We start from the raw sequence: 22,586 nt of genomic DNA, 5'->3' as shown, positions 1-22,586 counted from the left end.
CATACTAAAAACGTCATCCCTTATTTTTGGATGGAAGCAAAAAAAATCGAGATTTTTAAGTTCTCGATTTTATAGTATTATTTTAATAGATAAAAACATAAAAAATGCTTTTAATTAAGCACATTTATTTTTTTTTCCTTTTTGTCTCAAGTTAAAAATGAATAGGGTTAGCTCTTTTGTAAACATATCAAGTATCAAAGCAGATTGTTTGATATAATCCAGGGATTCTTTTATTTCATCTTTTGAATTTGCAAATTGATTGTTTATCAGATAAGACAATCCTAATATGTTGGCAATTGGCTGTCTTACTTTATGTGAAGTCATAAACATAATTTCCTCCAAACCATTAATATATTCATTCTGATATTCTTCTGCTTTTTTAAGTTCTAAATTTGCCTTTAGTAACTCTGCAGCACGTTTTTCTTTCTCTTCGTTCTGAAATAGAAGTTCTCTGTTAGCCATTAGTAACTCGGCGGCACGCTTTTCTTTTTCTTGGTTTTGAAAGGCGAGTTCTCTGTTAACAATATTTAGTTCTGCAGTCTGGATTCTTTTCTCTTCGTTTTTGAAAGCAAGTTTTTTGTTTGCAATAGCTAGCTCTTTAGCACGTTCTTCTTTTTCCAGATTTTGAAAAGCAAGTTCTCTATTCGCAACAATCAATTCAATAGCTCTTTTTTCTTTTTCATCATTTTGAAAGGCAAGCTCCTTGTTAGCGATAATTAATTCAGCAGCACGTTTTTCTTTCTCTTCGTTTTGAAAAGCAAGCTCCCGATTAGCAATAATTAATTCAGCAGCACGCTTTTCTTTCTCTTCGTTTTGAAAAGCAAGCTCTCGATTAGCTATGTTTAATTCAGCAGCTCTTTTCTCTTTTTCCTCGTTTTGAAAAGCAAGTTCAGAGTTAGCAATAATTAATTCAGCAGCTCTTTTCTCTTTTTCCTCGTTTTGGAAAAGAAGTTCCGAATTGGCAATACTTAATTCAGCTGCTCTTTTTTCTTTTTCTTTGTTTTGGAAGGCCAGTTCCGTGTTGGCAATACTTAATTCAGCTGCTCTTTTTTCTTTTTCCTTGTTTTGAAAGGCTAGTTCCGTGTTGGCAATAATTAGTTCAGCAGCTCGTTTTTCTTTTTCTCTGTTTTGAAAAACAAGTTCCTTATTTGTAATTATCAACTCTTCCTTTTTTATTCTTGCATCCATATGCTTTCAATTCAAGGGTTTAAAAAAAAATAAATCTTAAAAAAACACAAATTACCGCAACTGTGAAAATCTATTAATTACTTTGACTTCAAAGGTTAATAGTTTTCAGTTCTGAATATAAAAATAACCTAAATTATTTAGTATCAGGATTTAATTTAAAAAGAGTGTGAATTTTAAGATTTTAAAGTATCAGAATTTTTTGTGGCAACATTAGTTATGACAAATTGCAACAGTGTTCCTAATATTCTTTTGATTGGATTATGGGTTGATCCCAGCAAAACTTTTTTTGTTAGGTAACCGGTTGCCATTCCGACAACATTATTGATTATGTTTCCTTTTATGTTAGGAGAGGTAGTCATTTCAGTAAAAACACTTTTGATGATATTTAAAGGCTTTAAATTTTCATACGTTAACTCAAACTGTTCTTTTAAAGCATATAATTCTAAAGTCTGCTTATTTTCTAAATAGAGTATAGTTTCATTCAGTAAATCTGTTTGGTTTATCTTTTTCATACTATTTTTTTTTAAGCAGTTTAGTTATAATAAAATTACTGATAGGAATTTTGATCCATGGGTCTTTAAAAGAATATAGTATAATTGAAATTACTAAATAAACACTGGAAACTACAAAAAAGCCTAAAAAAGGTTTTCCGATTAGTTCTCCTATCCATAAGGAAAGTCCAATATTTAATAGTAGAACAAACATAACAGCAAAAATAGCTACGGTTAATCTTGAGAGCAGGGAAGATAGAACATCCGCTGATTTGTCTATTGCATTTAGCTTAACCAATTCTGCACTTGTTCTTGTATAGTCTTCGGCTCTTTCGAAAAGCGTTTCTATTGATGCTGTAAAGTTGTCCATAATATAATTTTTAATCGTACTTAGAATTGAAATTTTAATAGTGAAGTGTCTTTATTAGATACTTGTATTTTTAATTTCGTTTTTTGCATCGTAAAATTTTGATTTTCCTTCTGCAATAAGATTTTCGCCTTCATTTTTTGCATCGTAAAACTTTGATTTTCCGTCTGCAATTAAAGATTCACCTTCATTCCAAATTTTTTCATATTTTTTATTAATGGTGCCTAATAAGGTGTCCAATTTGTCTTTTAACTCATCGGCATAATCATTGCTTTTGTCCATAATTCTTTTTCTCGTTTTATCGCCTTTGTCCGGTGCTAACATAATTCCTAATATTGCACCTGCCGCAAGACCACCTAAAACTCCTAATATTATTTTATCTGCTTTCATAATTTTTTATTTTATTGTTGTAATTTATTTTTTTTATTAAATGCCTCTACCTTGTATAAGTCTAAATAGTATTGCTATAACTGCGATAACAAGAAGTACGTGAATGATTGAGCCTAAGCTGAATGCAAAGAATCCGATTGCCCAAAAGATAACTAAAATAACTGCGATGGTGTAAAGAAGGTTGCTCATGATTTTTAATTTTTAAGATTATTAATTTTATTTGTTGTCGTATATTTTTTATACGATCGATTTGATTATATTTTTCTACCCTGAATAATTCTAAATAGTACCGCTATGATGGCAATTACAAGAAGAATATGAATAATTGATCCTACATTGTAAGCAAAGAAACCGATTGCCCAAAAAAGGACTAAAATAACTGCGATGGTGTAAAGAAGATTGCTCATGATTTCTATTTTTTAATGATTAATTAATTAAATTTTGAGTAGTAAAGTTATATAAAATAAATTATATAGTTCTGTTTTACAGTGCTTTATGTTATTTAAATTAATTTAACATTAAATTTATTCTGCTTTTTTTGATTAAAATGAAAATGCAGCATAGGCACTTAAGACACTGTTTTTAGCATCTGGAGAAGTGAAGTTATTTGATGAGTCATCTTTTCCAATTTTAGTCAGTCCATAATTGTAACGTACTCCAAAACTAACAGGCTCTAAATCCAGACCAATTCCTCCTGCAATACCTGCATCAAATCTGTTGAAATCATCTGTGTCAATATTGTCTTCGAAGTTATAATTGCCATCATTTGATTTGTTAGTGGTTTTACCACTAATCAAATAAGCAGCATAAGGTCCTGCATGAATATTGAAATTTTCGGTAACATTTACCACTAATAAAAGAGGCACTTCAATATAATCTAATTTAAATTGTGCAGTTCCACTCACTAAGGCATTGTTATAAACTAGTTCAGCTCCTTTTCCTGTGTAAGAGATCTCAGGTTGCAAAGCGATATTATTTGCAATGGGTAATTTAGCAAAAAAGCCTACATTAAATCCAGTTAGCACATTATTATCATCAACATCATCAGTATATAGGTTAGAGAAATTCACTCCTCCTTTTATACCAATTTTTGTCACATCTTCTTGGGCTTCGATAGAAGTGAAAGCCATAAAAGTTAATACTAAGGAAGCGTAAATAAGTGTTTTTGACTTTTTCATATTTGTTTTTATTAGATTTAATTAATTGTAAATTTGATACTTACAAAGTTGGGGATGATATAGAAGAAAAGTGTTACAATACTTTTTGAAAAATTTATATTATTCACACCTTTTAAATTATCAGTCGATTTTTTCTATACTTTTCAGAATTAATTTGCACAAAAAAAAAGGTGAGTTTTGTAGCTCACCTTCTTTGATTTTTCTTTATTGTATTAATTTTTATTATTAACCGTCATGTCTTTTAGAGCTTTACCAAGCTCATTGATATCATGATTGTATTCACGTTTAATGGATTCCCAATCGCTGCTTCTGTCATTTTTATAGGTTTCAACTTTAGCTTCAATATCCTTGTTTTTTTGTTCCAGTTCCTCAATTTTTTTTGCAGAGATTGCATCAATTGAATTTCCGGTTTTTTTCATTTTTGTTTTCAGCTCTGCTATTCTAGTTTCATTTTCATTGATTTTTGCTAACGTTATGTTTTTGAATTTTTGCCATTCTTCTGCAGTTGCTTCTTTTCTTGCATCCATCAATTCTTCTTTTGCATCTCGCACATCTCTTTGAGCGTCGCTTACTTTATCTTTAGCTTCCTGTTCTTTGGGTGTAGAATTCTGGCATCCTACCAGTACTGATCCTGTTATAAATGTCGTTAGGGCAAGAGTATAGATTGTTTTCTTCATTTGTATAATTTTAAGTTTGATTTTTCGAAGTGATTGAAAAGATTATTTTTTTATACCATTTTATAATTCAACCTAGTACAATTTAGATATGCCAGGTTGAATTATTTAACGGTCTTAATCTGGGTAATTCATAGAATAGAAATAGTTGTTAATAATTGCTTAAATTAAAAATGCAATTATCTAAAGGTTTTCAATAATTTTAAGTAAATCCTCTTTGGTTTTACCTAATTTTATTTGAAGTTTTCCTATCATTTCATCTTTCATACCTTCTTGAAAAAGTAAATCATTTTCAGTCAAAGCTGCAAATTTTTGTTTTAATTTTCCTTTTTGCTCTTCCCAATTTCCTTCTAATTCTGTAATATTCATTTCTATTATATTTAAGTTTCGAAAAAATATTCGGAACCCTACAAAGTTGAAGGAAAAAGCGTTGAAACGGCTTATAGAATTCAAGAGAAGACTTATATTATTCACACATTTATTTAAGAATAAATTTTTAAAATTAAATCATAATTAAATGGAAATAGGTCTTTTTAATCGTAATTATTGTTGGTTTTTCATTCAGTAATTAGCACCTAACATTTTGTTTTAAAAAAAATGATATCTAAAAGATCTTTTTTAAATTTTTGTTTCCTTGTGAGAATGCTGTTATTTTTGTGTTCTGGTTTATTTTTTATTTGTCTTTTGGATTCTTTTTTTAGCAGCAATGGCCTGCTAGACAAGACTAGGTAAAAGATTGACAATTATAATAAAATAGGCGTATGTAATGATATTAATTATACTCTTACTATTTAGTATGATTTGGAGTATATTCTTTTAGTATTGAGTTTAAAGAGTTGTAATAATCCTTAAGTATTTTGATATTTATTTCTGGATTAGCGGCATTAGGGACCGTCATTGGCATTTCAATTAAATATTTTGACAATTCAGGATATTCATTTTGAATTTTCAAAGTCATTTTTAGAATCGCATCATTAAGTTGTTTTTCTGTTTCCATAATAAATTAATTTGAGATATTTAGATTGGTGTTTTTGTCCGAATCCTAAAAAAATTAAATCATTAAAAGCATCATAAAATGGAATGATGTTTCTAATGATTTAAAATGATTGCTATCTTAAAATAGCTTTTCAATTTCCATTCGAAAACCGAATAGTATTTTATAAGCAATCAGTACTTGCTTTTAGAGTAGTATTATAGTTCCTATATCAGCTGTAGCACCTGCCGTTACAATAATATCAGTTTTGGTAGCAGCAACAAAAGGTAAGGCGGGAGTAATGGTTATGCTGTAGGTTCCCGGAGGTAGTCCCATAATTAGAAAATCGCCATTCTCATTTACATTTGTTGTATAGGTTTCAGCTGTGACTGAAGTTGCCTGAACCACTGCCATTGTACCTACAGGAGTAATTTTACCTCGAATAGAGCCACTTATTGCAGTTTCTATTGTTCTGATAACCGGTTTTAATTTGTAAGTTCCATTACCTGTGGTAACAATAGATTTATTGGCATCAAAATCAAGAAGAACACTATACAGGATACCTTGTTGAAGTGTTTGGTGAACTTGAAGCTTCAATCCGCTTTGTTCCGCACTTGGTGTACTCAAAGGATAACTAACATTATTAAGTACAACCGTATTGTTAGTACCTAATATAAGTCTTATTTGTTCCACTTTGGATACTTCTAATGAATCAGTAGCAATTAGCGTATCGACTCCGTTAGAAAAATCAAGTAGGTTATAAATTCCTTTTTTTACATTTAGCGAAACAGTTTCTCCTCCTTCGCCAGTTATTTCTACACCTTGTATATCTACATTTACTTCATCATAAGGACCTGGTGCATCTGTCAATCTTACAGCATAAGGATAACTGGACTTCGTATCATCACTGTTGCATGAAATTACCAGTAATCCAAGCATGATAAAAGATAGAACGATTTTCATTTTTTTCATTTTCATTTTTTTAAGTTTATAAAAATTTTCGTAACCAAGTAAAGATAGTTTCTACTTTAAAAAAGAGTGTTATAGAACTTTAGTATAATGTTGCAGGATTTACACCTTCAATGGGATATAAATAAGTATTTTCTTAGCTATTAGGTTTTCCTATTCTGTGATAACTTATAAGAGCAACGAACTGCTTTATATTTATAATTATTTTGTTGCTTCCTTCTCATCAACAATGTTTAATTCCTTTTTCATTTCTGCTTCTTGCTGTCCATCTAATTCCTCTAGTTTTTTATCTTCCTCTTTTTTCTTTTTGTTGAAATAGCCTCTCAATAAAAAATTATGTTTGGCAGCCTCTATCACTTCATTAAGTCCTTCGGTTCCTGTTTTGACATTTGTTAAGGTGGAATCGATTGTTCTTCCCATCTTTTCGTCGGTAACTAATTTGGATAAAGCACCTTTGCCATTATTCATTTTAGTAGTGAAATTGGCAAATTCATTTGAACTGCTTTCTAAATTGGCTAGTGTGTTTGTTATACTGTTAGCAAATTCTTTGTCTGTCATTAATTTGGATACCATACCATTTCCGCTGTTCATATTGGAACTAAATTTAGCAAGTTCTGTTGTAATGATTCCGGCATTATCTACACTGGTTTTCACACTGCTCATTACGTCCTCCATATCAATAGCTTTTCTAGAAGCAATGACGTCATTGTCTTTTACAATCCGATTAGAGTTGGTACCAGCATAGATGGTTAATACTTTATCTCCCATTAATCCATCCGAACCAATGCTGGCTACAGCATCACTTTTAATAAATTTTCTGACCTCGTCTTTTATCAATAATTTGACTACAACAGAGGAGTCTGTGACTAATTCGATTTCGCTTACCGTTCCTATGTTGATCCCTGAAAAGCGGACATTATTTCCAACTTCAAGACCACTTACGGATTTGAAGTTTGATCTTAAATGAAATGTTGAACCAAATAGATTTTTTTGTTTCCCAACAAAATATAATGCCGAAACAAAAAGTACCAATCCAATTATTACAAACATTCCCAATTTCCATTGGAACCCAGATTCTTTATTCATAGCTTTTAATTTATTTTTTTAATTTATTTTTAATTTAATTAAAGAAAGAGCGAACCCATTCGTCGTCACTTTTCTCAAGTTCTTCATAACTGCCCTCAGCGTGAATTACCCCGTCTTTTAGAATCATTAATCGATCGCTGGTGTATTTTGCACAAGCCATATCGTGTGTAATTATAATAGAAGTAGTTTTGTTTTTTTTCTGAATATCAATTAGTAATTCGCTTATTTCTCTAGAAGTTATTGTGTCCAGTCCTGTTGTAGGTTCGTCATACAACACTATTTCAGGTTTTAGAATCAGTGTTCTTGCAAGTCCAATTCTTTTTCGCATTCCACCGGATAGTTCAGAAGGCATTTTATCAATAGCATCCGCCAAACCTACACTCTCTAATACTTCTGTAATTTCAACTTCTAATTCTTCAGGGGACAAACCCTTTACATGTCGTTTTAAAGTAAAACCAAGGTTTTCTCGAACGCTCATGGAATCATATAAAGCCGCATTTTGAAAAAGGAATCCAATCCTTATCCTGATCTTATTGAGTTCGGTAGTGTCTATTGTTGTGATATCGGTATCAAACACCTTTATCTCTCCCTTATCTGCAACTACCAATCCCACCAAACACTTAATCGTTATTGATTTTCCTGATCCTGATCTTCCTAAGATCACTAAGTTTTCTCCTTTATTTACGGAAAGATTAATTCCTTTTAACACTTCATTTTTTCCAAAAGATTTATGTAAATCCTTTATTTCTATAATGGGAGCATTTTTATTAGCTGCTGTAGGAGAGTCTATATTTGTTTTTTCTTGTATCATTTTTAGAAGAATAAATCAGTTAACTGAACCGCAACCATGTCTATAATGAATATAGTTAGTGAAGCTGTTACTACTGCTGAATTAGCTGCTTTACCCACACTTTCTGTTCCGTTTTCTGCTGTATAACCCTTATAACAACCAATCATTCCAATAAAAAAACCAAAGAAAAAAGTTTTAATAGTCGCTGGAAAAATATCCAAAAATGTAATTGATTCGAGAATTTGAGACGTGTAACGAAAGAGCGTGACATCACTATGCATATTAACACCGATATACCCTCCATACATTCCAATTCCATCTGCGAATATCACTAAAAGAGGAACCATGAGTGTAGTAGCCAAAATCCGCGTAACTACCAGGTATTTATAAGGATTTATAGCTGCAACTTCCATAGCATCAATTTGTTCGGTCACTTTCATCGAACCTAATTCTGCACCAATTCCAGAAGAAATTTTCCCGGCACAAATTAAGGCCGTAATTACAGGTGCAATTTCTCTTATTAAGGAGAGAGCTACCATGCCAGGCAGCCAAGATTCCGCGCCAAATTTTGCCAATGTTGGTCTTGATTGAAGCGTAAGCACTAATCCCATTATAAAACCTGTAATAGTTACTAACGGCAGCGATTTATAACCAATAATATAACATTGCTTAATAAACTCTTTTATTTCATACGGAGGTGTAAAGACTTCGCGAAAAAACTGAGTTGTAAACAGTGTTACTTTACCAACATCGTTAAAAATATTTTTTAAATAAATAATCAAAATAGTATGTTTTAATAAAGATTAATGTAATTTATACAGTTGATAGATTTTTTAACATATCAGATCTTTGAGTAGCATAAGATTCTATTTATAATTGATAATTAGATTGTCGTATGCAAAAGGATTTGGGCAGGGTAGGATTTAATCCTAGTTTCTAGTATGTGGAAATACAACTTTGCAAAGAATCTTCTGCTCTTGATTTAAAGTACCTGGTTTTCAAAATAGGATTATTGCCTAAAATGATGTTTAAAAGAAATGCTTATTTTCGATTAATACATCTTTTAAAACTCTGATTTTATTATTGTCTATATTAATTAACAGATATTGTTTTCTTAACATAATCTGTTGTTCAAAATTTAGGCTTTCAAGATTATGAATTAATACATTATTATAGCGTTGCTCAATTCTATGCTCATTAGACTCACATGAATTAATTATGTCTTTACAATCTTTACAAATAAATGTAGTTTTTAGATTAATCCAAAACTTAAATAAAAAACCATTAATTTTAATTGATTCTTTCGGAATTCCGCCTAATTTTTTAATTTCTTTTATAAGTTCTAATTTGCATTTTTGACTGGTTTGTTGAAATTCAAAAAACATGTTTTTTAAGCCATATTTTTCTGTTGCTATAGAGGCGCTTTTATAGCCTTCGATTCTATCATTATTAATTTCGACGAGAGTATTTAATACTTCAATTGATTTATCTATATTCATTTTACTTTAATTTTAAATTGTTGATTATCAATTTATCCGCAGCGATTAAAACATAGTAAAGATCAGAATATAGAAAACAAAAAGTGTTATATAACTTTTAGAATAAGTTTCAACTTTCACACATTGTTTTTCTAATAAATTGGAGATGAGCGGAATGATTAATAAAAGAAGCGTAAGTCTGCTTTTATTTTTAAGGGTAACTAGTCGTCCTAATCGGGAGTTATTAATTGGTGAAGAATTTTTAAAATGGGAACTGTACGAACCGGCTCTAAACGGGCTGCTATTAAAGCCATTTAAAGTTTTTTAGCAATCAGAGTAAAGTTCGAAACAAAACGTATTTGAGGTAAGAAGTTCCGTTATAAAATAATTTTAATCTGTAAGAATCACTTATCTACAATGCTAAACGGCCAGGAAAAACGGCTAATGTTATGGCAGGAATATATAAAGCGATAACTAATCACTTTTTTGTTTACTCTATGTTTTGCAAATTTTTAGATCTTGAATTATTCAGGTATTTTAAAATAAATAGTCCTGTTAGAGATTAACTGTTTTTTTTTCATTTATAACAATCAAAAGAACACCTCCGATAGCGAATACTATGCCTATAATTGGGGACCATTCAACGGGATGATTTACTTCTTTATTTATTTGGATTGGACCTAAGTCAATTACTTTTTCAGTAGTTACAAAATTGAAGCTATTGTATAGCAACATAAGTACTCCTATCAATGTCATTACGATTCCTATGGTTTTTGTCTGCATTTTATATTTATTATTTAAGTTTAAAAGGGATTTTGTAAAAATGAAATTAGGCTCTTGAAAAATAGGTTCTAACAAATTCATGTTGTTGGTTTTGGGTCATTTTGTCGGTATCTTTAATTTCGATTTTAATTTTTAAAAAACGTTCATCTTCACTCAAAATATCAAATAATTCGACTTTTGCATCAGTAGGACCAAAAAGAATTACGCGTTTATAATTTTTTATCGCTTCACCTATTTTTTTATAATAATCCGAAAGCTGTTGTTTCTGCTTATTTTGCATCAGACTTTCACTTTTTGCAAAACTTTTATTTTGCTCTTGATTTGTAAACTTTGATTCAATAGTTTCTATTTCAAAATGCTTTGATGTAAATTCCATTAAATGAGCAATGGAATGATCCATCCAAATGCCTAATTTTTTTGTTGTTTTCATATAGATTTTTTTAAGATAATAGATGAATACCTGGTTTAGCACCTATTTATAATTGATAAATTACAATGCTCTAAATTTCAGCAATCTAATCCTAAAAATATTTATATAACTTTCGGAAAATATTATATAATTTACATGTTTGTTACTGATATTAGTGCGTTAGATTTATTTTGAATAAAGAATTTTTTAGTAATTTATTTGGGTTCCCAATGTGAGTAGGATTGTTTTTTTCTTCTTTTTTTAGAGATTTTTCCAAAGCTAATCGTGCCATCAAATAGCTCACCGTTGACTCCGCGCCTTGATTTAGATTTACATAGTCATCTTCTAATCCGTCGTAACAGCCTCCGGTACAAGGATTGTAAATGATCTGTTGTAAATGATTATTTCCCAAAAACCAATTAAAAGCGATTTCCATTTTTTGAAGGTATCCTTCCTTTTTAAAAACTGCATTAAATTTACCTAAAGCAAGAATAGTGTAGGCTACATCGATGGGCTGTTCGCCACCAATTGGACTGGGATCCAATTTGTTTTCTTTATTCAGCCATCCTTTATTTGAAATTACGTGAATACGGTTTTCTATGAAAATTTTAGAAAGAAGAAAATCAAAAGATGATTTTGCAATTTCTTTATAAATTAATTTCTCTGTGGCTAACCAAGCGCAAAGCATAGCTTCAGGTAAAATACTATTACCATAGGTAAGGTAGCTTTCAAACCAATTCCATTCTTTCTCCGCTTCGTATCTATACATTTCTACTAACCTGTTGGCCAGTTTCTTGATTATGGCAATGTTTTGTTCAGCAACTCTTTTTGTATTATAATAATACACTCCTTTAATTATAAAAGCCATAGCTCGAGTGGAATGAATTTCAAGAACTCTTTGTAAGGCACTCTGCATGATAAAATCAGCATCTTTAGCTAATTGATCGGGAAGCATCGCACTTATTGAATTTAAATAGCCCAAAGCCCAGATCGCCCTTCCATTTGAATCTTCGAGATTTGTAGTGCTATTTTGTGCGGTGAAATTTTGTTTTTCATCTACATAATTTAGAAAGTATCCATCAGTTTGCAAACAATATTTTATAAAATTAAAATAGATCTGTATGTATTTTAAATCCTGCTTGTCCTTTGTTATTTCATATTGCTGGCACATGGCTACCATAGCTCTGGCATTATCGTCTAAAGTATATCCTGAATCAATATCTGGTTGATTGATATTCGAAAATTGAATCATCGCAAAAGGAGTAGTCAACTTTTTTACATGATCAAGATTGACTTTTGGAAGTTTATAATGCAAGCTAAAGTTTTTTTCTCCAATTTTATCAAATAACATTGCATGGGCAATTGCCGCATTTTCCCAAGCGGTAGGAGCTATTCGATGCAACCCGTTTGAAGCCATATTTTTTCTCAATTGCTGATCAAGCAATAGAACATTAGTTTTTTCAGCTAATTGTTTCGGATTCTCAAAATCAATAATAACCCCGGCATCATTCTTCAATACCTCACATGCATGGGGAATAGGTGTTGAAATAATTGGGCAACCACAACTAATGGCATAGGAAAAGGTTCCGCTAACTGCTTGATTCGGATCTTTGGATGTAAATAAATAAATATCCGTGAGTTGTAAGTATTCTAGTAGTTCAGTTAATGGTAAAAAGCAATTAATGAATTTCACATGTTCTCGAAGTTGTAATTCTTCAATTTTTGCCTGAAGCATTAATCGGTATTTTTCTCCTTCCTCTTTTAATACAGAAGGATGCGTTTTTCCGATAATTAAAAACAGCACCTCTTTATTCTTTTTTACTATTTCGGGTAATGCCTCTAAAGTAGTTTCGATGCTTTTTCCGGAGCTTAATAATCCAAATGTCGAAAGTATTTTTTTTCCGGTTAATTTATATTTAACTTTTAATTCTTCTTTGTCAGAATGAGGAACTAAATGGGTTCCATGCTGAATTATTGTGATTTTATCTTCTGCAACACCGTAATCTTTAACTAATAGCTCAGCAGCAGAATTGGTCATGACAATAACGGAATTCGCTTCTTGGACTATTTCCTGAACATTTGCTTTAAAGGTATGGTTTGGTGTGGGCAGTACGGTATGGAACACAATAATAACAGGTTTTTGAACTGTTTTTATAAACTGACGTAAATCGGCCTCATTATTTTTAAATAATCCAAATTCATGCTGAATTAACACCATCTGCAAATTAACAGAGGTATTAATCTGACATGCCAAATTGATAAAGGCATTAGAGTGATCTGTATTGAGAATGTATTTTATAGAATCAGTATAAGCATGTTGCTCATTATTGGATTCCAAAGGGCAAATTTTTATTTTAAAAGATTTCTGGAATTTATTATTCAGTGCTTTAATCAAATCCTGGGAATATGTTGCAATACCGCATTCTCTTGGAGGATACGTAGTGATAAATAAGATTTCAGGCAACTCATTTTTTGTCCCTGGAAGTAGCAAATTATTGAGCTCACTCACATAAGTTTTTCTTGGAATGCTTAGGGATTTTTTATTTTGGCGTGTAACTATGATTTTAGTACTCATTATTTATGGTGTTTAGCATTAATTCTTTTAGCAATTCTGATTGATTAAGTGAGGCACAACCCACACGCTCATCTGCAGCACCATAATAGATGTACAGCGTATCGCCAAATAAAGCAGTACCGGAAGGGAAACATACATTATTCACCTCTCCATTTAATTCCCAACTTAGTTCGGGTTTAAATAGGGGATAGGGCAATCGTGCAATTTCCTTCTGAGGATCATGCAAGTCAAGTAATGATGCACAGGCTGAATAAACAAATCCTTTTATGGTATCTTCTACACCATGATAGATTAGCAACCAACCAAATTCCGTTTCAATTGGAGGACAGCCTCCACCAGTGTAACTTGATTCATGGTTATATTGTGGTGCTAAAACAATGGTGTCCTCAAAACCTATAAAATAATTCTCCCAGAATTCAGGCGTAAGTTCTACCAATTCATTTACGGCGACAACGATCTGGATATCGGGCTTTATTCGATGCAGAAAATAAAGCATCCCATTAATTCTTCTCGGGAAGAAAATTAAATTTTTATCCCAAAGCAGCACTTTTCCACCGTCTTTTTTACGAACGCCTTTCTGCCGATTGTAACGAGAATATTTTTCACTTTTTGGTTCATTAGATTCAGAGAGCTCAACAAACTCCTTATACGTTATTTGTGCCACGATAATACCTTGCTTTTCCCATTCGATCAAATCTTTGGATAACGCCAAAGCACCTAATGCATTTACACCGTCGTAAGCGGTATAGGTAAGATAATATAAATCATCAATTTTCACAATTCGTGGATCTTCAACGCCATGTGATTCATAATCAAATTCAGAAATTATGATGGGCGTATCGTTACGATTTTCAACGGTAAGTGGCCCATCTAATTTACTATAACCAATACTGGAATAATTACCATTACTTACCGCCCTATAAAAAAGATGTACACTATTTCCTTCTTTTATTGATGCAGGATTTAAGACTCCTTCATTTTCAAAATTGAGTAGTGTTTTTTGAATTATAATGCCCTCTTTTTTTACTGTTATCATGATAAATGCTGTGAATAGATTTATTTAATACTTCACTTCTTAACTAAAACAATGTTTACGAGTATTACTATTGTTTGCAAAGAATATAAAGGTCTGTTTATTAGCGGTTAAAAGTGTTATATAAATTTTTTAATTAGTTATACTATTTACTGTTTCAAATGTTACACCAGTCTAACCATTGCAACGAACTAAGATTTTAAGTTTTGGACGCAAAAAAAGGGCTGTTGTCTCCAACAGCCCTAACCAAAACCAAAAAAATCCAACCTAATCTTACGTTCTTTAGTAGTTCATTTTCAACTCTACTCTTCTATTTTTTGCACGACCTAAAGCGGTTTTGTTACTAGCAATTGGTTTGCTTTCGCCATAACCTATTGCTGTCAGTCTAGATCCAGAAATACCTTTTCCCATTAAATAATTTTTAACTGATTCGGTACGTTTTTGAGACAATTCTAAATTGAATGCATCGCTACCATTGCTGTCTGCATGTCCTTCGATAACTAAATTTGAAGCGTCGTATTTATTAATTAAGTTAACCAATTCGTCCAACTGCACTAATGAAGCCACTTTTAATTTTTCACTATTATTTTCGAAGAAAATCTTACTTCCTAAATAAGTAATTCTTTGAATATCTTGTTTTGTAATTTCAGGACATCCTTTATTTGCCATTGTTCCTTTTACTGTAGGACAACGATCGTCCATGTCAGCAACGCCATCACCATCTGAATCAGGACAACCATTTAAACTTAACGGACCCGCAACATCTGGACAACGATCTAAATCATTTGTGATGCCATCTTTATCATTATCCATTGGACAACCCGTTGCATCCACTTTAGTTCCCATTTTAGTATCTGGACATTTATCATTGTTATCAGCTACACCGTCATTATCCGTATCAGGACAACCATTTAAAGCAGCAGTTCCTGCAACATCTGGACATGTGTCTAAATAATCAGCTACACCGTCTTTGTCTTTATCTAATGGACACCCATTTGCATCTACAGATACACCAGCCGGAGTCTCAGGACACGTATCATTACGATCTGAAACGCCATCATTGTCAGCATCTTTTTTGTCTCCAAAATTGAAAGTCAGACCAGCCATATGTGATAAATAAGCATCTTTTTTACCCGCAGTCACACCATCTCTTCTGTCTTTATTTGAAAAACTAAAAGTTTCTTGTAAATTAAGCATGATAACCGGGCTCAATCTGAAATTTAATCCACCACCGGCAGTTGGTAATGCATAATCAATTTTATCTTTGTCAAAACTGAGGTCTTTGTCAAACAACATAGCGCCAACTCCTGCAAATACATAAGGTCTTACTACAGACTGTGACCCTGTAAAATTAAATCTTACGTTCAACGCAACAGAATTAAAATCAGTTTTAAAACTTCCTAATGTGCTATTGTAGCCAATAGTTCCTTTTGAAGCCAAAAAATTCAAATCGAAATGCTCACCTAAATATCTAGATACAGATAAACCTCCGAAACCGTAAAATGCTTTATCAGTTTTGTAAAAATTATTACCAAGATCACCTTGGTATTGCGTTACACCACCATGAAGACCAATATTCCATTTCTTGTCTTCAGTTTGTGCTTTTGATACTAATGTAAATGCTAAACAAGTACAAAGCAGTAGGACTTTTTTCATTTTAATTTGTTTTATTATTTACGGCAAAGATGAGCAAGATGGAAACGATAAATGTTATATAACTTCTGCAATAAGTTGCATCATTACCACATTTTTGGTTTTAATTTTTGAAGTCAAAAAGGATTTAATTAATCCATTATATTTGAAAAAAAAATAGAACCATTAAAAAAACAGTTTTTCAATTAACCACTCTGGGAGGGTGGTTTGAAAGAAGATTTTTTAATAATTCTATTTTATACGAAAAACAGAAAACTTGAAGATAATAATAATTACATTATTGTATTACTTAAGACTTCGTCATATCGTATATAATTTTCTTTTTCAAGATCATTTTCTGCTATTGATGGCTCTTCCCTAATAAATCTCTTGGAGGTTATTTTACCAACTTTACAATAACTATTTGAGGCCAAGTAAACTTCGTTTTCTGAATGTTCCATTTTTATTAATTTTATTAATGCTTTATTTTTTATTTAAATTAGTCTAAGTATCTTCTTAAAGTCCAGGCCATTGTTTCATGTGCTTCCATCAAACCGGTTAAGAAATCAGCTGTTCCGGCATCCATGTTGTCTTCAGAACTTATGTCAATGTCTTTTCGCAAATGAATAATAACAACTTCATGGTCTTGTAATAATTCCTTGAGCATATCTTTTTGATCAGGATAATGATTTGGAGCTTCTCTAAGTATCGATAAATCCGAAAACTCCTTCATTGTTCCAATCGTTTTTCCTCCTAATTTACTTACTCTTTCTGCAATTTCATCGATTGATTCTTCCAATTGTCTGTATTGGCCTTCAAATAATTTATGAAGCTCCATAAAACTTTCGCCTGATACATTCCAATGAAATTTTCGTAATTTGATATACAGCGTCATTTCATTCGCTAAAATTGAAGAAAGAATCGAAATGCTATTTTTTAAATGTGCATCTGTAATTCCAATGTGTGGTTTCATAGTTTCCATATTTTTTTTATTTTGTTATAGGAATGTTTAAAATGATTTTGCCAAAATTCTTGGTTTTGAATTATCGATTGAATGCAGGACAATTAAAAAAGAATTTACTTTACAAAGGTCATTTTATTCCCTTCGAAAAGTATTATAAAATTACAAAAATATGTTACATCATTCACACCTCATTTCAATATAAAACACGTATAATCAATATTTTAGCTGATGCTGACAGTTTTGATTGACAATAAATAAATTTTAAATCAGGGGAGTTTGAATACCATAATGTCAGCTATTTACCAAGATTTTATACTCTTGATAATAAGCTATAGATCAACGATTCTGAAGATTTAGGAATGAAGTCTTAAGCTATGGTGATTTCCTTCGCCAGATAAATTTCCTGTACCATATGTATGAGTTTTACACCTTCGCTAAAGGGGCGCTGGAAGGCTTTTCGGCCCATAATCATTCCGGATCCACCAGCTCGTTTGTTTATTACAGCTGTTTTTATGGCTTCCGCCAAATCAGTTTCGCCTTTTGATTCTCCACCTGAATTTATCATGGCAATACGTCCTGAATAACAATTTATTACCTGATAACGGCATAAATCTATAGGATGATCACTGGATAATTTGGTGTACATATCAGGATTTGTTTTCGCAAATTTTATCGCAGGAAAACCACCGTTACCAGTTGGCAGTTTTTGTTTAATAATATCTGCCTGAATGGAAACGCCTAAGTAATTGGCTTGACCGGTTATGTCAGCTGCAGTATTGTAATCGATGCCCTCTTTTGTAAACGCATCATTTCTGGAATAGCACCAAAGGATTGTTGCCATACCCAAATTATGCGCTTCTTCAAAGGCCTGTGCGACTTCTATAATTTGCCTGTTTGATTCGTCTGAACCAAAATAGACTGTTGCTCCCACAGCGATTGCCCCCATGTTCCAGGCATCTCGAACACTTCCAAACATAATCTGATCGTGTTTATTAGGATACGTCAGAAGTTCATTATGATTAATTTTTACTACAAACGGAATTTTATGCGCGTATTTCCGCGATAGCATCGCTAGTCCGCCCATTGTAGAAGCCACTGCATTGCAACCCGCTTCAATGGCTAATTTTACAATGTTTTCAGGATCAAAATAAATAGGATTTGGAGAAAACGAACTTCCTGCAGTATGCTCAATGCCCTGATCCACCGGTAAAATAGAAATATAGCCGGTATCCGAAAGTCGGCCATGATGGTATAGTTGTGTCAAACTTCGGATTGTTTGCCCATTTCGATTACTCTGCAAAAAAGTACTATCTATATGGGACGGACGAGGCAGGTGAATTTGATCTTTTAAAATTGTTTGGCAGACATGATTTAACAAAGCGTCTTTTTCATCACCTAATAATGCTAATAATTGGGATATGTCTTTCATTTTGCCTTTGATTTGAATGTGTTTGTAAAAACAGATAAACCTATTGTTTGATTAACCTTTATGGACAGGATAATCAGTATAACCTTTTTCGTCAGCAGTATAAAATAAATCCATATTAAGATCCTCAGATAACGGCCAATTGTTTTCAAATTTTTCCACTAAATCAGGATTGCTAATAAAGGGGCGACCAAAAGCTACGAGATCGGTAAGTCCGCTCTTAATTGCTGCCTCGGCACTTTCTTTGTCAAAGCCACCGCCGAGAATTAAGGTATTTTTGAAGTTATGCCGTATCAATTTTTTAATTTCTAATGGAACTGCAGGTGCCCCCATTGCGGTATGATCCACAATATGAATATAGGCAATGTCCAGTTTGTTGAGTTCTTTTGATAAGTGATCATAGGTGGCATCGATTTCGGGATAATGTGGCATATCACTGGCCACTCCATAAGGTGATAAACGAATTCCTGTTTTTTCTTTCCCAATAGCTTGGGCAACAGATTTGGCAACTTCAATTACGAAACGGCATCGGTTTTCAATACTTCCACCATAATGATCTGTTCTGATATTGCTTATAGGAGAAAGAAATTCTTCTAATAAATACCCATTAGCCGAATGTAATTCTACGCCGTCAAATCCGGCAAATAAAGCATTTTCTGCTGCGGAAATATATTCTGTCCGAGCATGTAAAATATCTTGCGAAGTCATTTCATTTGGAACTACAAAGTCTTGTAGCCCTTGAGAGTCTGTCCACATTTGCCCGGCCGCTTTTACTTGTGACGGAGCCAGAATAACAGCGCCTTTAGGCATATTCAGAGGATGACTGATTCTTCCGGAATGCATTAATTGAACAATTATTTTACCTTCTTTTTTATGAACGGCATTCGTTATTTTTTTCCATCCTTCAACTTGCAATGCATTAAAAATACCTGGAATCCGGGCATATCCAAGTCCATTTGGAGATGGTGCTGTACCTTCGGTTATGATTAGACCGGCACTGGCACGTTGATTATAGTATTCAGCCATCAAATCATTAGGAATATTTCCAATTGCTCTGCATCTTGTCATAGGTGCCATAACAATTCTATTTTTTAATGCTATGGAACCCATTTTTTTTGGTGTGAATAATTCGTTTTCTTTCATATTTTTTTAGTGTAAAACATTGATATAAAGATAATTATATTTAGTGACCAAGAGGGTTAAAATTCTAAAGAAAATGATATACTGCTTATTAAGTAATCGAATTCAGATTATAGGTATTTCTCTTTGAACAATTATTTTGCTTTTTATACAATAAATAATTCCAGTAAGTTTTAGAATCGGGTAATAATTAGACTATATAATTTTTAGTGTGGATACATATTTTGGGTCTTTTGGAAATATGTAATACTAACCATAAATTATTGATTTAGTTTATTTTAGGCCGTAAAAGGTGTTTTAATAACTGTTTTTAATTTTGCGGAATAAAAGTATTCGATTTGTTTTATTTTTCTGGCGTGAGTGATCCGTACATTGCTTCGTATTTTAGCATAATATCAGCTTCACCAATAGAGGTAAAGAAGAATTCCAATCGTTTTATGTGTTCCTTTGTAAATTGTAGATGAACTTTGAGAGCATCCATTAATTCTTCTGTAGTAGCATTTTTAATCATTATGGGAATAGAGATAATTAGTGCTTTTTCAGTAAAGTAAATTTCTTTTAATTCCTCTACAAAAATATTGCGGAAATCTTCTTTTTTCTCCTCTATAGTGTTTTCTGAATTTCCTTTACTTTTTTGCAACACTACTTTTTGATTAGTTTTAGTGGCTGTACTTTTCATCAGTTTCTATTTAATTGGTTGTATAAATTTAATACTGTAAAATTGAGGTTTAATGCTTTTTGATGTCTTATACAATTTAAATTATGAGTTATAACTTTCACATGTTTGCATAAAAAAAGGCCGTAAAAAAAGAATTTGATTTTTAATCCTAAATAAATCGCTGTCATTCGTAAAGTTTACATTGTGCTAATTAAAAAAAACAATTGTAAACTATTCCATTGCATTATTATTTCGGGATCAAATTCTTTTATTTAACAACCTTTTTTTAATTAAATAGTTATTTTAGCATCGATTTTCTTCCCAACAAATAAGCATATTGAGATTTTAACAATTAAGCGAAAATAAAAATTAGAGTGTCACTTCATTTTCCAATGGTAATCCGTTTTCAAAATCTGTAAAATTTTTTAAAGTCGTTAACGCTATTTGGTCTAATGCTTCAGTGGTAAAAAAACCTTGATGTGGTGTAATCAAAACATTATGAAAAGCCATTAATCGTTCGATTAAATCATCTTGAATAATGCTTTCAGATAAATCTTTAAAAAACAGATTCTCTTCCTGCTCATAAACATCAATTCCCAAGTAGCCCAACTGTCCGTTTTTTAAAGCTTCAATTGCATGTGATGTTTTGATTAATGCACCTCTGCTGGTATTAATAAGCATCGCTCCTTTTTTTATTTTAGAAAATGCTGTACTGTCAAAAAGATGTTTTGTGTTTATGGTAAGAGGGCAGTGGAGAGAGATTACATCGGAGTTTTCGAATATTTCATCCAATGTTTTATATTCAACCCCTTTTGCTATTAATTCCTTAGATTCCTTAACATCATAAGCAATCACTTTACATCCAAAGCCTAACATTATTTGGCAAAAAGCAGTGCCTATTTTACCTGTTCCAATTACTCCAACAGTTTTTTTATAAAGATTGAAACCGGTAAGGTTTTCTAAAGAAAAATTGCTTTCTCGAACCCTGTTGTACACTTTATGCGTTTTTCTATTCAAAGTTAAAATTAAAGCTACGGCATGTTCGGCAACAGCTTGTGGAGAATAAGCAGGTACCCTCAGTACTTTAATCTTTTGTTTTACTGCTGCTTCAATATCAACATTATTATACCCGGCACAACGTAAATCAATAAGTTTTATTCCAATTTCGGATAATTTATCTATAGTTTTTTTATCGATTTTGTCATTTACAAATAGGCAAACGCCTTCAAATCCTATAGCCAAATTTATGGTGTCGACATTTAATGGAGCATCAAAATAAGTCAATTCGTGTTTCTTCTCAATATTAAACTTATCAAGATATTCACGATCATAGGGTTTTGTACTGAATACGGCTATTTTCATGGTTGTAATTATATTTTTTCGCTTTGTTTGTCTAATTCCGAATCTGGAAAATGTAAATCATTCCCAAACAGATTTCAATGGTAGGTGTACCAATTTTATTGCTTTAAATTGTTTCTTTTAGTTAGAAACGTTCTCTGGATCAATATTAATTTATTTTGGATTTGATTGTAAATATCTTCAGAGAGAGGGTAAACAGGATAACCCTTAAGATTATTTTTTTTTCTCTTCTTAATCTTAATGATATTTAATTTTGGAATGTAGATTGTTTTTTTCATTAGCTTAGTTTTGAGGATACTAAGGTGGTAAATTTTCGTATAAAATGCGTTATATAATTAATAAAAAAAATTGCAACATTCACGTTTTTTTTTGATTGATGCTTTTTTTTAGTATAAGATATGGAATATGAATTCTAATTACTAGCGTTCTTTTTTACAATATAAGGAGAAAAAGGATATTTTTTATGAACTATTTACACAGTTGAGGGAATTTCAAATTTAGCAATAAAAGACGGGAAAATATTTTTAAATAAATTGAATTTCAAGTCTCATCTGAGGGTAAAGTTGTTGGGGGATTGCTTTGGGAGATAAAGTTTTAGCAATCAAAATTTGATAAAGAAGTAAACTAAATAACTTCTCTCTGAATTTTTTTTAAATTCAGAGAGATATAGTTATATTATAATTCTTATATAAACGCATCAAAATGTTTTGATTTGCCTATAAAATTGCGCTCTTGAAGATCGTTATGGCTGTGTCTGAATTTTGTATGGCAGTCTATTCAAATGAATTTTACATTAATACGATAGACAGCCTGAAATATATTTTAAGATTCGTCTTTTGTTGTACGAACTAAGCTAATTCCAGAAACGAAGAAAATAATACCAAGTACACCGTAAATAATGAGTGATTTTACATCCCTCATTTCGCCTGATGTTCCGGAAAATAATACTGCTGTATAAATAAGACCACCTATTCCGAGAGCAGTTAGTAACGCTCCAAAGATTCTTTTTAGATTCATAATTTT

Annotated in this window: 27 protein-coding genes; all 27 read right to left on the bottom strand. The window is 31.8% G+C overall.

Features of this window, described 5'->3' with window-relative positions; all coding sequences use genetic code 11:
- Nucleotides 1–114 precede the first annotated feature (114 nt).
- Nucleotides 115–1,188, bottom strand: a complete 1,074-nt coding sequence (locus ACNQGN_RS11475; protein ID WP_417987968.1) for a diguanylate cyclase — start codon at nucleotides 1,186–1,188, stop codon at nucleotides 115–117.
- A gap of 173 nt (nucleotides 1,189–1,361) precedes the next feature.
- Nucleotides 1,362–1,700: a hypothetical protein gene (locus ACNQGN_RS11470; RefSeq protein WP_417987967.1), complete on the bottom strand. Its 339-nt coding sequence runs from the start codon at nucleotides 1,698–1,700 to the stop codon at nucleotides 1,362–1,364.
- 1 nt (nucleotide 1,701) lies between these two features.
- Nucleotides 1,702–2,049 (bottom strand): hypothetical protein, encoded by a 348-nt coding sequence (locus ACNQGN_RS11465; RefSeq protein WP_417987966.1) that lies wholly within the window; start codon nucleotides 2,047–2,049, stop codon nucleotides 1,702–1,704.
- A 54-nt stretch (nucleotides 2,050–2,103) separates the two neighbouring features.
- A complete protein-coding gene (locus ACNQGN_RS11460; protein ID WP_417987965.1) occupies nucleotides 2,104–2,436 on the bottom strand; it encodes a YtxH domain-containing protein in 333 nt (110 codons plus the stop codon).
- A gap of 36 nt (nucleotides 2,437–2,472) precedes the next feature.
- Nucleotides 2,473–2,625: a lmo0937 family membrane protein gene (locus ACNQGN_RS11455; protein WP_417987964.1), complete on the bottom strand. Its 153-nt coding sequence runs from the start codon at nucleotides 2,623–2,625 to the stop codon at nucleotides 2,473–2,475.
- Nucleotides 2,626–2,690: 65 nt separating this feature from the next.
- On the bottom strand, nucleotides 2,691–2,843 hold the full coding sequence (locus ACNQGN_RS11450) for a lmo0937 family membrane protein (protein WP_417987963.1): 153 nt from the start codon (nucleotides 2,841–2,843) through the stop codon (nucleotides 2,691–2,693).
- A 135-nt stretch (nucleotides 2,844–2,978) separates the two neighbouring features.
- On the bottom strand, nucleotides 2,979–3,614 hold the full coding sequence (locus ACNQGN_RS11445; RefSeq protein ID WP_417987962.1) for a porin family protein: 636 nt from the start codon (nucleotides 3,612–3,614) through the stop codon (nucleotides 2,979–2,981).
- Between the two features lie 212 nt (nucleotides 3,615–3,826).
- On the bottom strand, nucleotides 3,827–4,291 hold the full coding sequence (locus ACNQGN_RS11440; RefSeq protein ID WP_417987961.1) for a sll1863 family stress response protein: 465 nt from the start codon (nucleotides 4,289–4,291) through the stop codon (nucleotides 3,827–3,829).
- A 180-nt stretch (nucleotides 4,292–4,471) separates the two neighbouring features.
- On the bottom strand, nucleotides 4,472–4,657 hold the full coding sequence (locus ACNQGN_RS11435) for a CsbD family protein (protein WP_417987960.1): 186 nt from the start codon (nucleotides 4,655–4,657) through the stop codon (nucleotides 4,472–4,474).
- A gap of 418 nt (nucleotides 4,658–5,075) precedes the next feature.
- Nucleotides 5,076–5,285: a hypothetical protein gene (locus tag ACNQGN_RS11430; RefSeq protein WP_417987959.1), complete on the bottom strand. Its 210-nt coding sequence runs from the start codon at nucleotides 5,283–5,285 to the stop codon at nucleotides 5,076–5,078.
- Between the two features lie 183 nt (nucleotides 5,286–5,468).
- Nucleotides 5,469–6,233 carry a DUF4382 domain-containing protein gene (locus tag ACNQGN_RS11425; protein ID WP_417987958.1) on the bottom strand — a complete coding sequence of 255 codons (765 nt, stop codon included), beginning with the start codon at nucleotides 6,231–6,233 and terminating at the stop codon, nucleotides 5,469–5,471.
- 198 nt (nucleotides 6,234–6,431) lie between these two features.
- Complete coding sequence (locus tag ACNQGN_RS11420; protein WP_417987957.1) at nucleotides 6,432–7,316, bottom strand: MlaD family protein; 885 nt, start codon at nucleotides 7,314–7,316, stop codon at nucleotides 6,432–6,434.
- A gap of 34 nt (nucleotides 7,317–7,350) precedes the next feature.
- Nucleotides 7,351–8,127 carry an ABC transporter ATP-binding protein gene (locus ACNQGN_RS11415; RefSeq protein ID WP_417987956.1) on the bottom strand — a complete coding sequence of 259 codons (777 nt, stop codon included), beginning with the start codon at nucleotides 8,125–8,127 and terminating at the stop codon, nucleotides 7,351–7,353.
- Between the two features lie 2 nt (nucleotides 8,128–8,129).
- Nucleotides 8,130–8,888 (bottom strand): MlaE family ABC transporter permease, encoded by a 759-nt coding sequence (locus tag ACNQGN_RS11410; protein WP_417987955.1) that lies wholly within the window; start codon nucleotides 8,886–8,888, stop codon nucleotides 8,130–8,132.
- 246 nt (nucleotides 8,889–9,134) lie between these two features.
- Complete coding sequence (locus ACNQGN_RS11405) at nucleotides 9,135–9,605, bottom strand: PA2169 family four-helix-bundle protein (protein WP_417987954.1); 471 nt, start codon at nucleotides 9,603–9,605, stop codon at nucleotides 9,135–9,137.
- Nucleotides 9,606–10,139: 534 nt separating this feature from the next.
- On the bottom strand, nucleotides 10,140–10,367 hold the full coding sequence (locus ACNQGN_RS11400) for a YidH family protein (protein ID WP_417987953.1): 228 nt from the start codon (nucleotides 10,365–10,367) through the stop codon (nucleotides 10,140–10,142).
- A 46-nt stretch (nucleotides 10,368–10,413) separates the two neighbouring features.
- Entirely contained in the window at nucleotides 10,414–10,797 is a 384-nt protein-coding gene (locus ACNQGN_RS11395) for a hypothetical protein (protein WP_417987952.1), read from the bottom strand.
- Nucleotides 10,798–10,948: 151 nt separating this feature from the next.
- Nucleotides 10,949–13,351: a glycosyltransferase gene (locus ACNQGN_RS11390; RefSeq protein ID WP_417987951.1), complete on the bottom strand. Its 2,403-nt coding sequence runs from the start codon at nucleotides 13,349–13,351 to the stop codon at nucleotides 10,949–10,951.
- Nucleotides 13,341–14,387, bottom strand: a complete 1,047-nt coding sequence (locus ACNQGN_RS11385; RefSeq protein ID WP_417987950.1) for a glycoside hydrolase family 130 protein — start codon at nucleotides 14,385–14,387, stop codon at nucleotides 13,341–13,343. Before ACNQGN_RS11385 ends, ACNQGN_RS11390 begins: the two co-directional genes overlap by 11 nt.
- Before the next feature lie 279 nt (nucleotides 14,388–14,666).
- On the bottom strand, nucleotides 14,667–16,040 hold the full coding sequence (locus ACNQGN_RS11380) for an OmpA family protein (protein WP_417987949.1): 1,374 nt from the start codon (nucleotides 16,038–16,040) through the stop codon (nucleotides 14,667–14,669).
- Nucleotides 16,041–16,309: 269 nt separating this feature from the next.
- Nucleotides 16,310–16,477 carry a hypothetical protein gene (locus ACNQGN_RS11375; RefSeq protein ID WP_417987948.1) on the bottom strand — a complete coding sequence of 56 codons (168 nt, stop codon included), beginning with the start codon at nucleotides 16,475–16,477 and terminating at the stop codon, nucleotides 16,310–16,312.
- 38 nt (nucleotides 16,478–16,515) lie between these two features.
- Entirely contained in the window at nucleotides 16,516–16,989 is a 474-nt protein-coding gene (locus tag ACNQGN_RS11370; RefSeq protein ID WP_417987947.1) for a Dps family protein, read from the bottom strand.
- Nucleotides 16,990–17,347: 358 nt separating this feature from the next.
- Nucleotides 17,348–18,409: a class I fructose-bisphosphate aldolase gene (locus ACNQGN_RS11365; RefSeq protein ID WP_417987946.1), complete on the bottom strand. Its 1,062-nt coding sequence runs from the start codon at nucleotides 18,407–18,409 to the stop codon at nucleotides 17,348–17,350.
- 51 nt (nucleotides 18,410–18,460) lie between these two features.
- Entirely contained in the window at nucleotides 18,461–19,549 is a 1,089-nt protein-coding gene (locus ACNQGN_RS11360; RefSeq protein ID WP_417987945.1) for an alkene reductase, read from the bottom strand.
- Nucleotides 19,550–19,889: 340 nt separating this feature from the next.
- Entirely contained in the window at nucleotides 19,890–20,225 is a 336-nt protein-coding gene (locus tag ACNQGN_RS11355) for a DUF892 family protein (RefSeq protein ID WP_417987944.1), read from the bottom strand.
- A 348-nt stretch (nucleotides 20,226–20,573) separates the two neighbouring features.
- Nucleotides 20,574–21,566 (bottom strand): 2-hydroxyacid dehydrogenase, encoded by a 993-nt coding sequence (locus ACNQGN_RS11350; protein ID WP_417987943.1) that lies wholly within the window; start codon nucleotides 21,564–21,566, stop codon nucleotides 20,574–20,576.
- Nucleotides 21,567–22,385: 819 nt separating this feature from the next.
- Nucleotides 22,386–22,580, bottom strand: coding sequence for a hypothetical protein (locus ACNQGN_RS11345; RefSeq protein ID WP_416845900.1), 195 nt, complete (start codon nucleotides 22,578–22,580; stop codon nucleotides 22,386–22,388).
- Nucleotides 22,581–22,586: the final 6 nt, after the last annotated feature.

It is taken from the genome of Flavobacterium rhamnosi (assembly GCF_048286515.1).
Classification (GTDB): domain Bacteria; phylum Bacteroidota; class Bacteroidia; order Flavobacteriales; family Flavobacteriaceae; genus Flavobacterium.
This window is presented reverse-complemented; position numbering and strand designations above follow the sequence as displayed.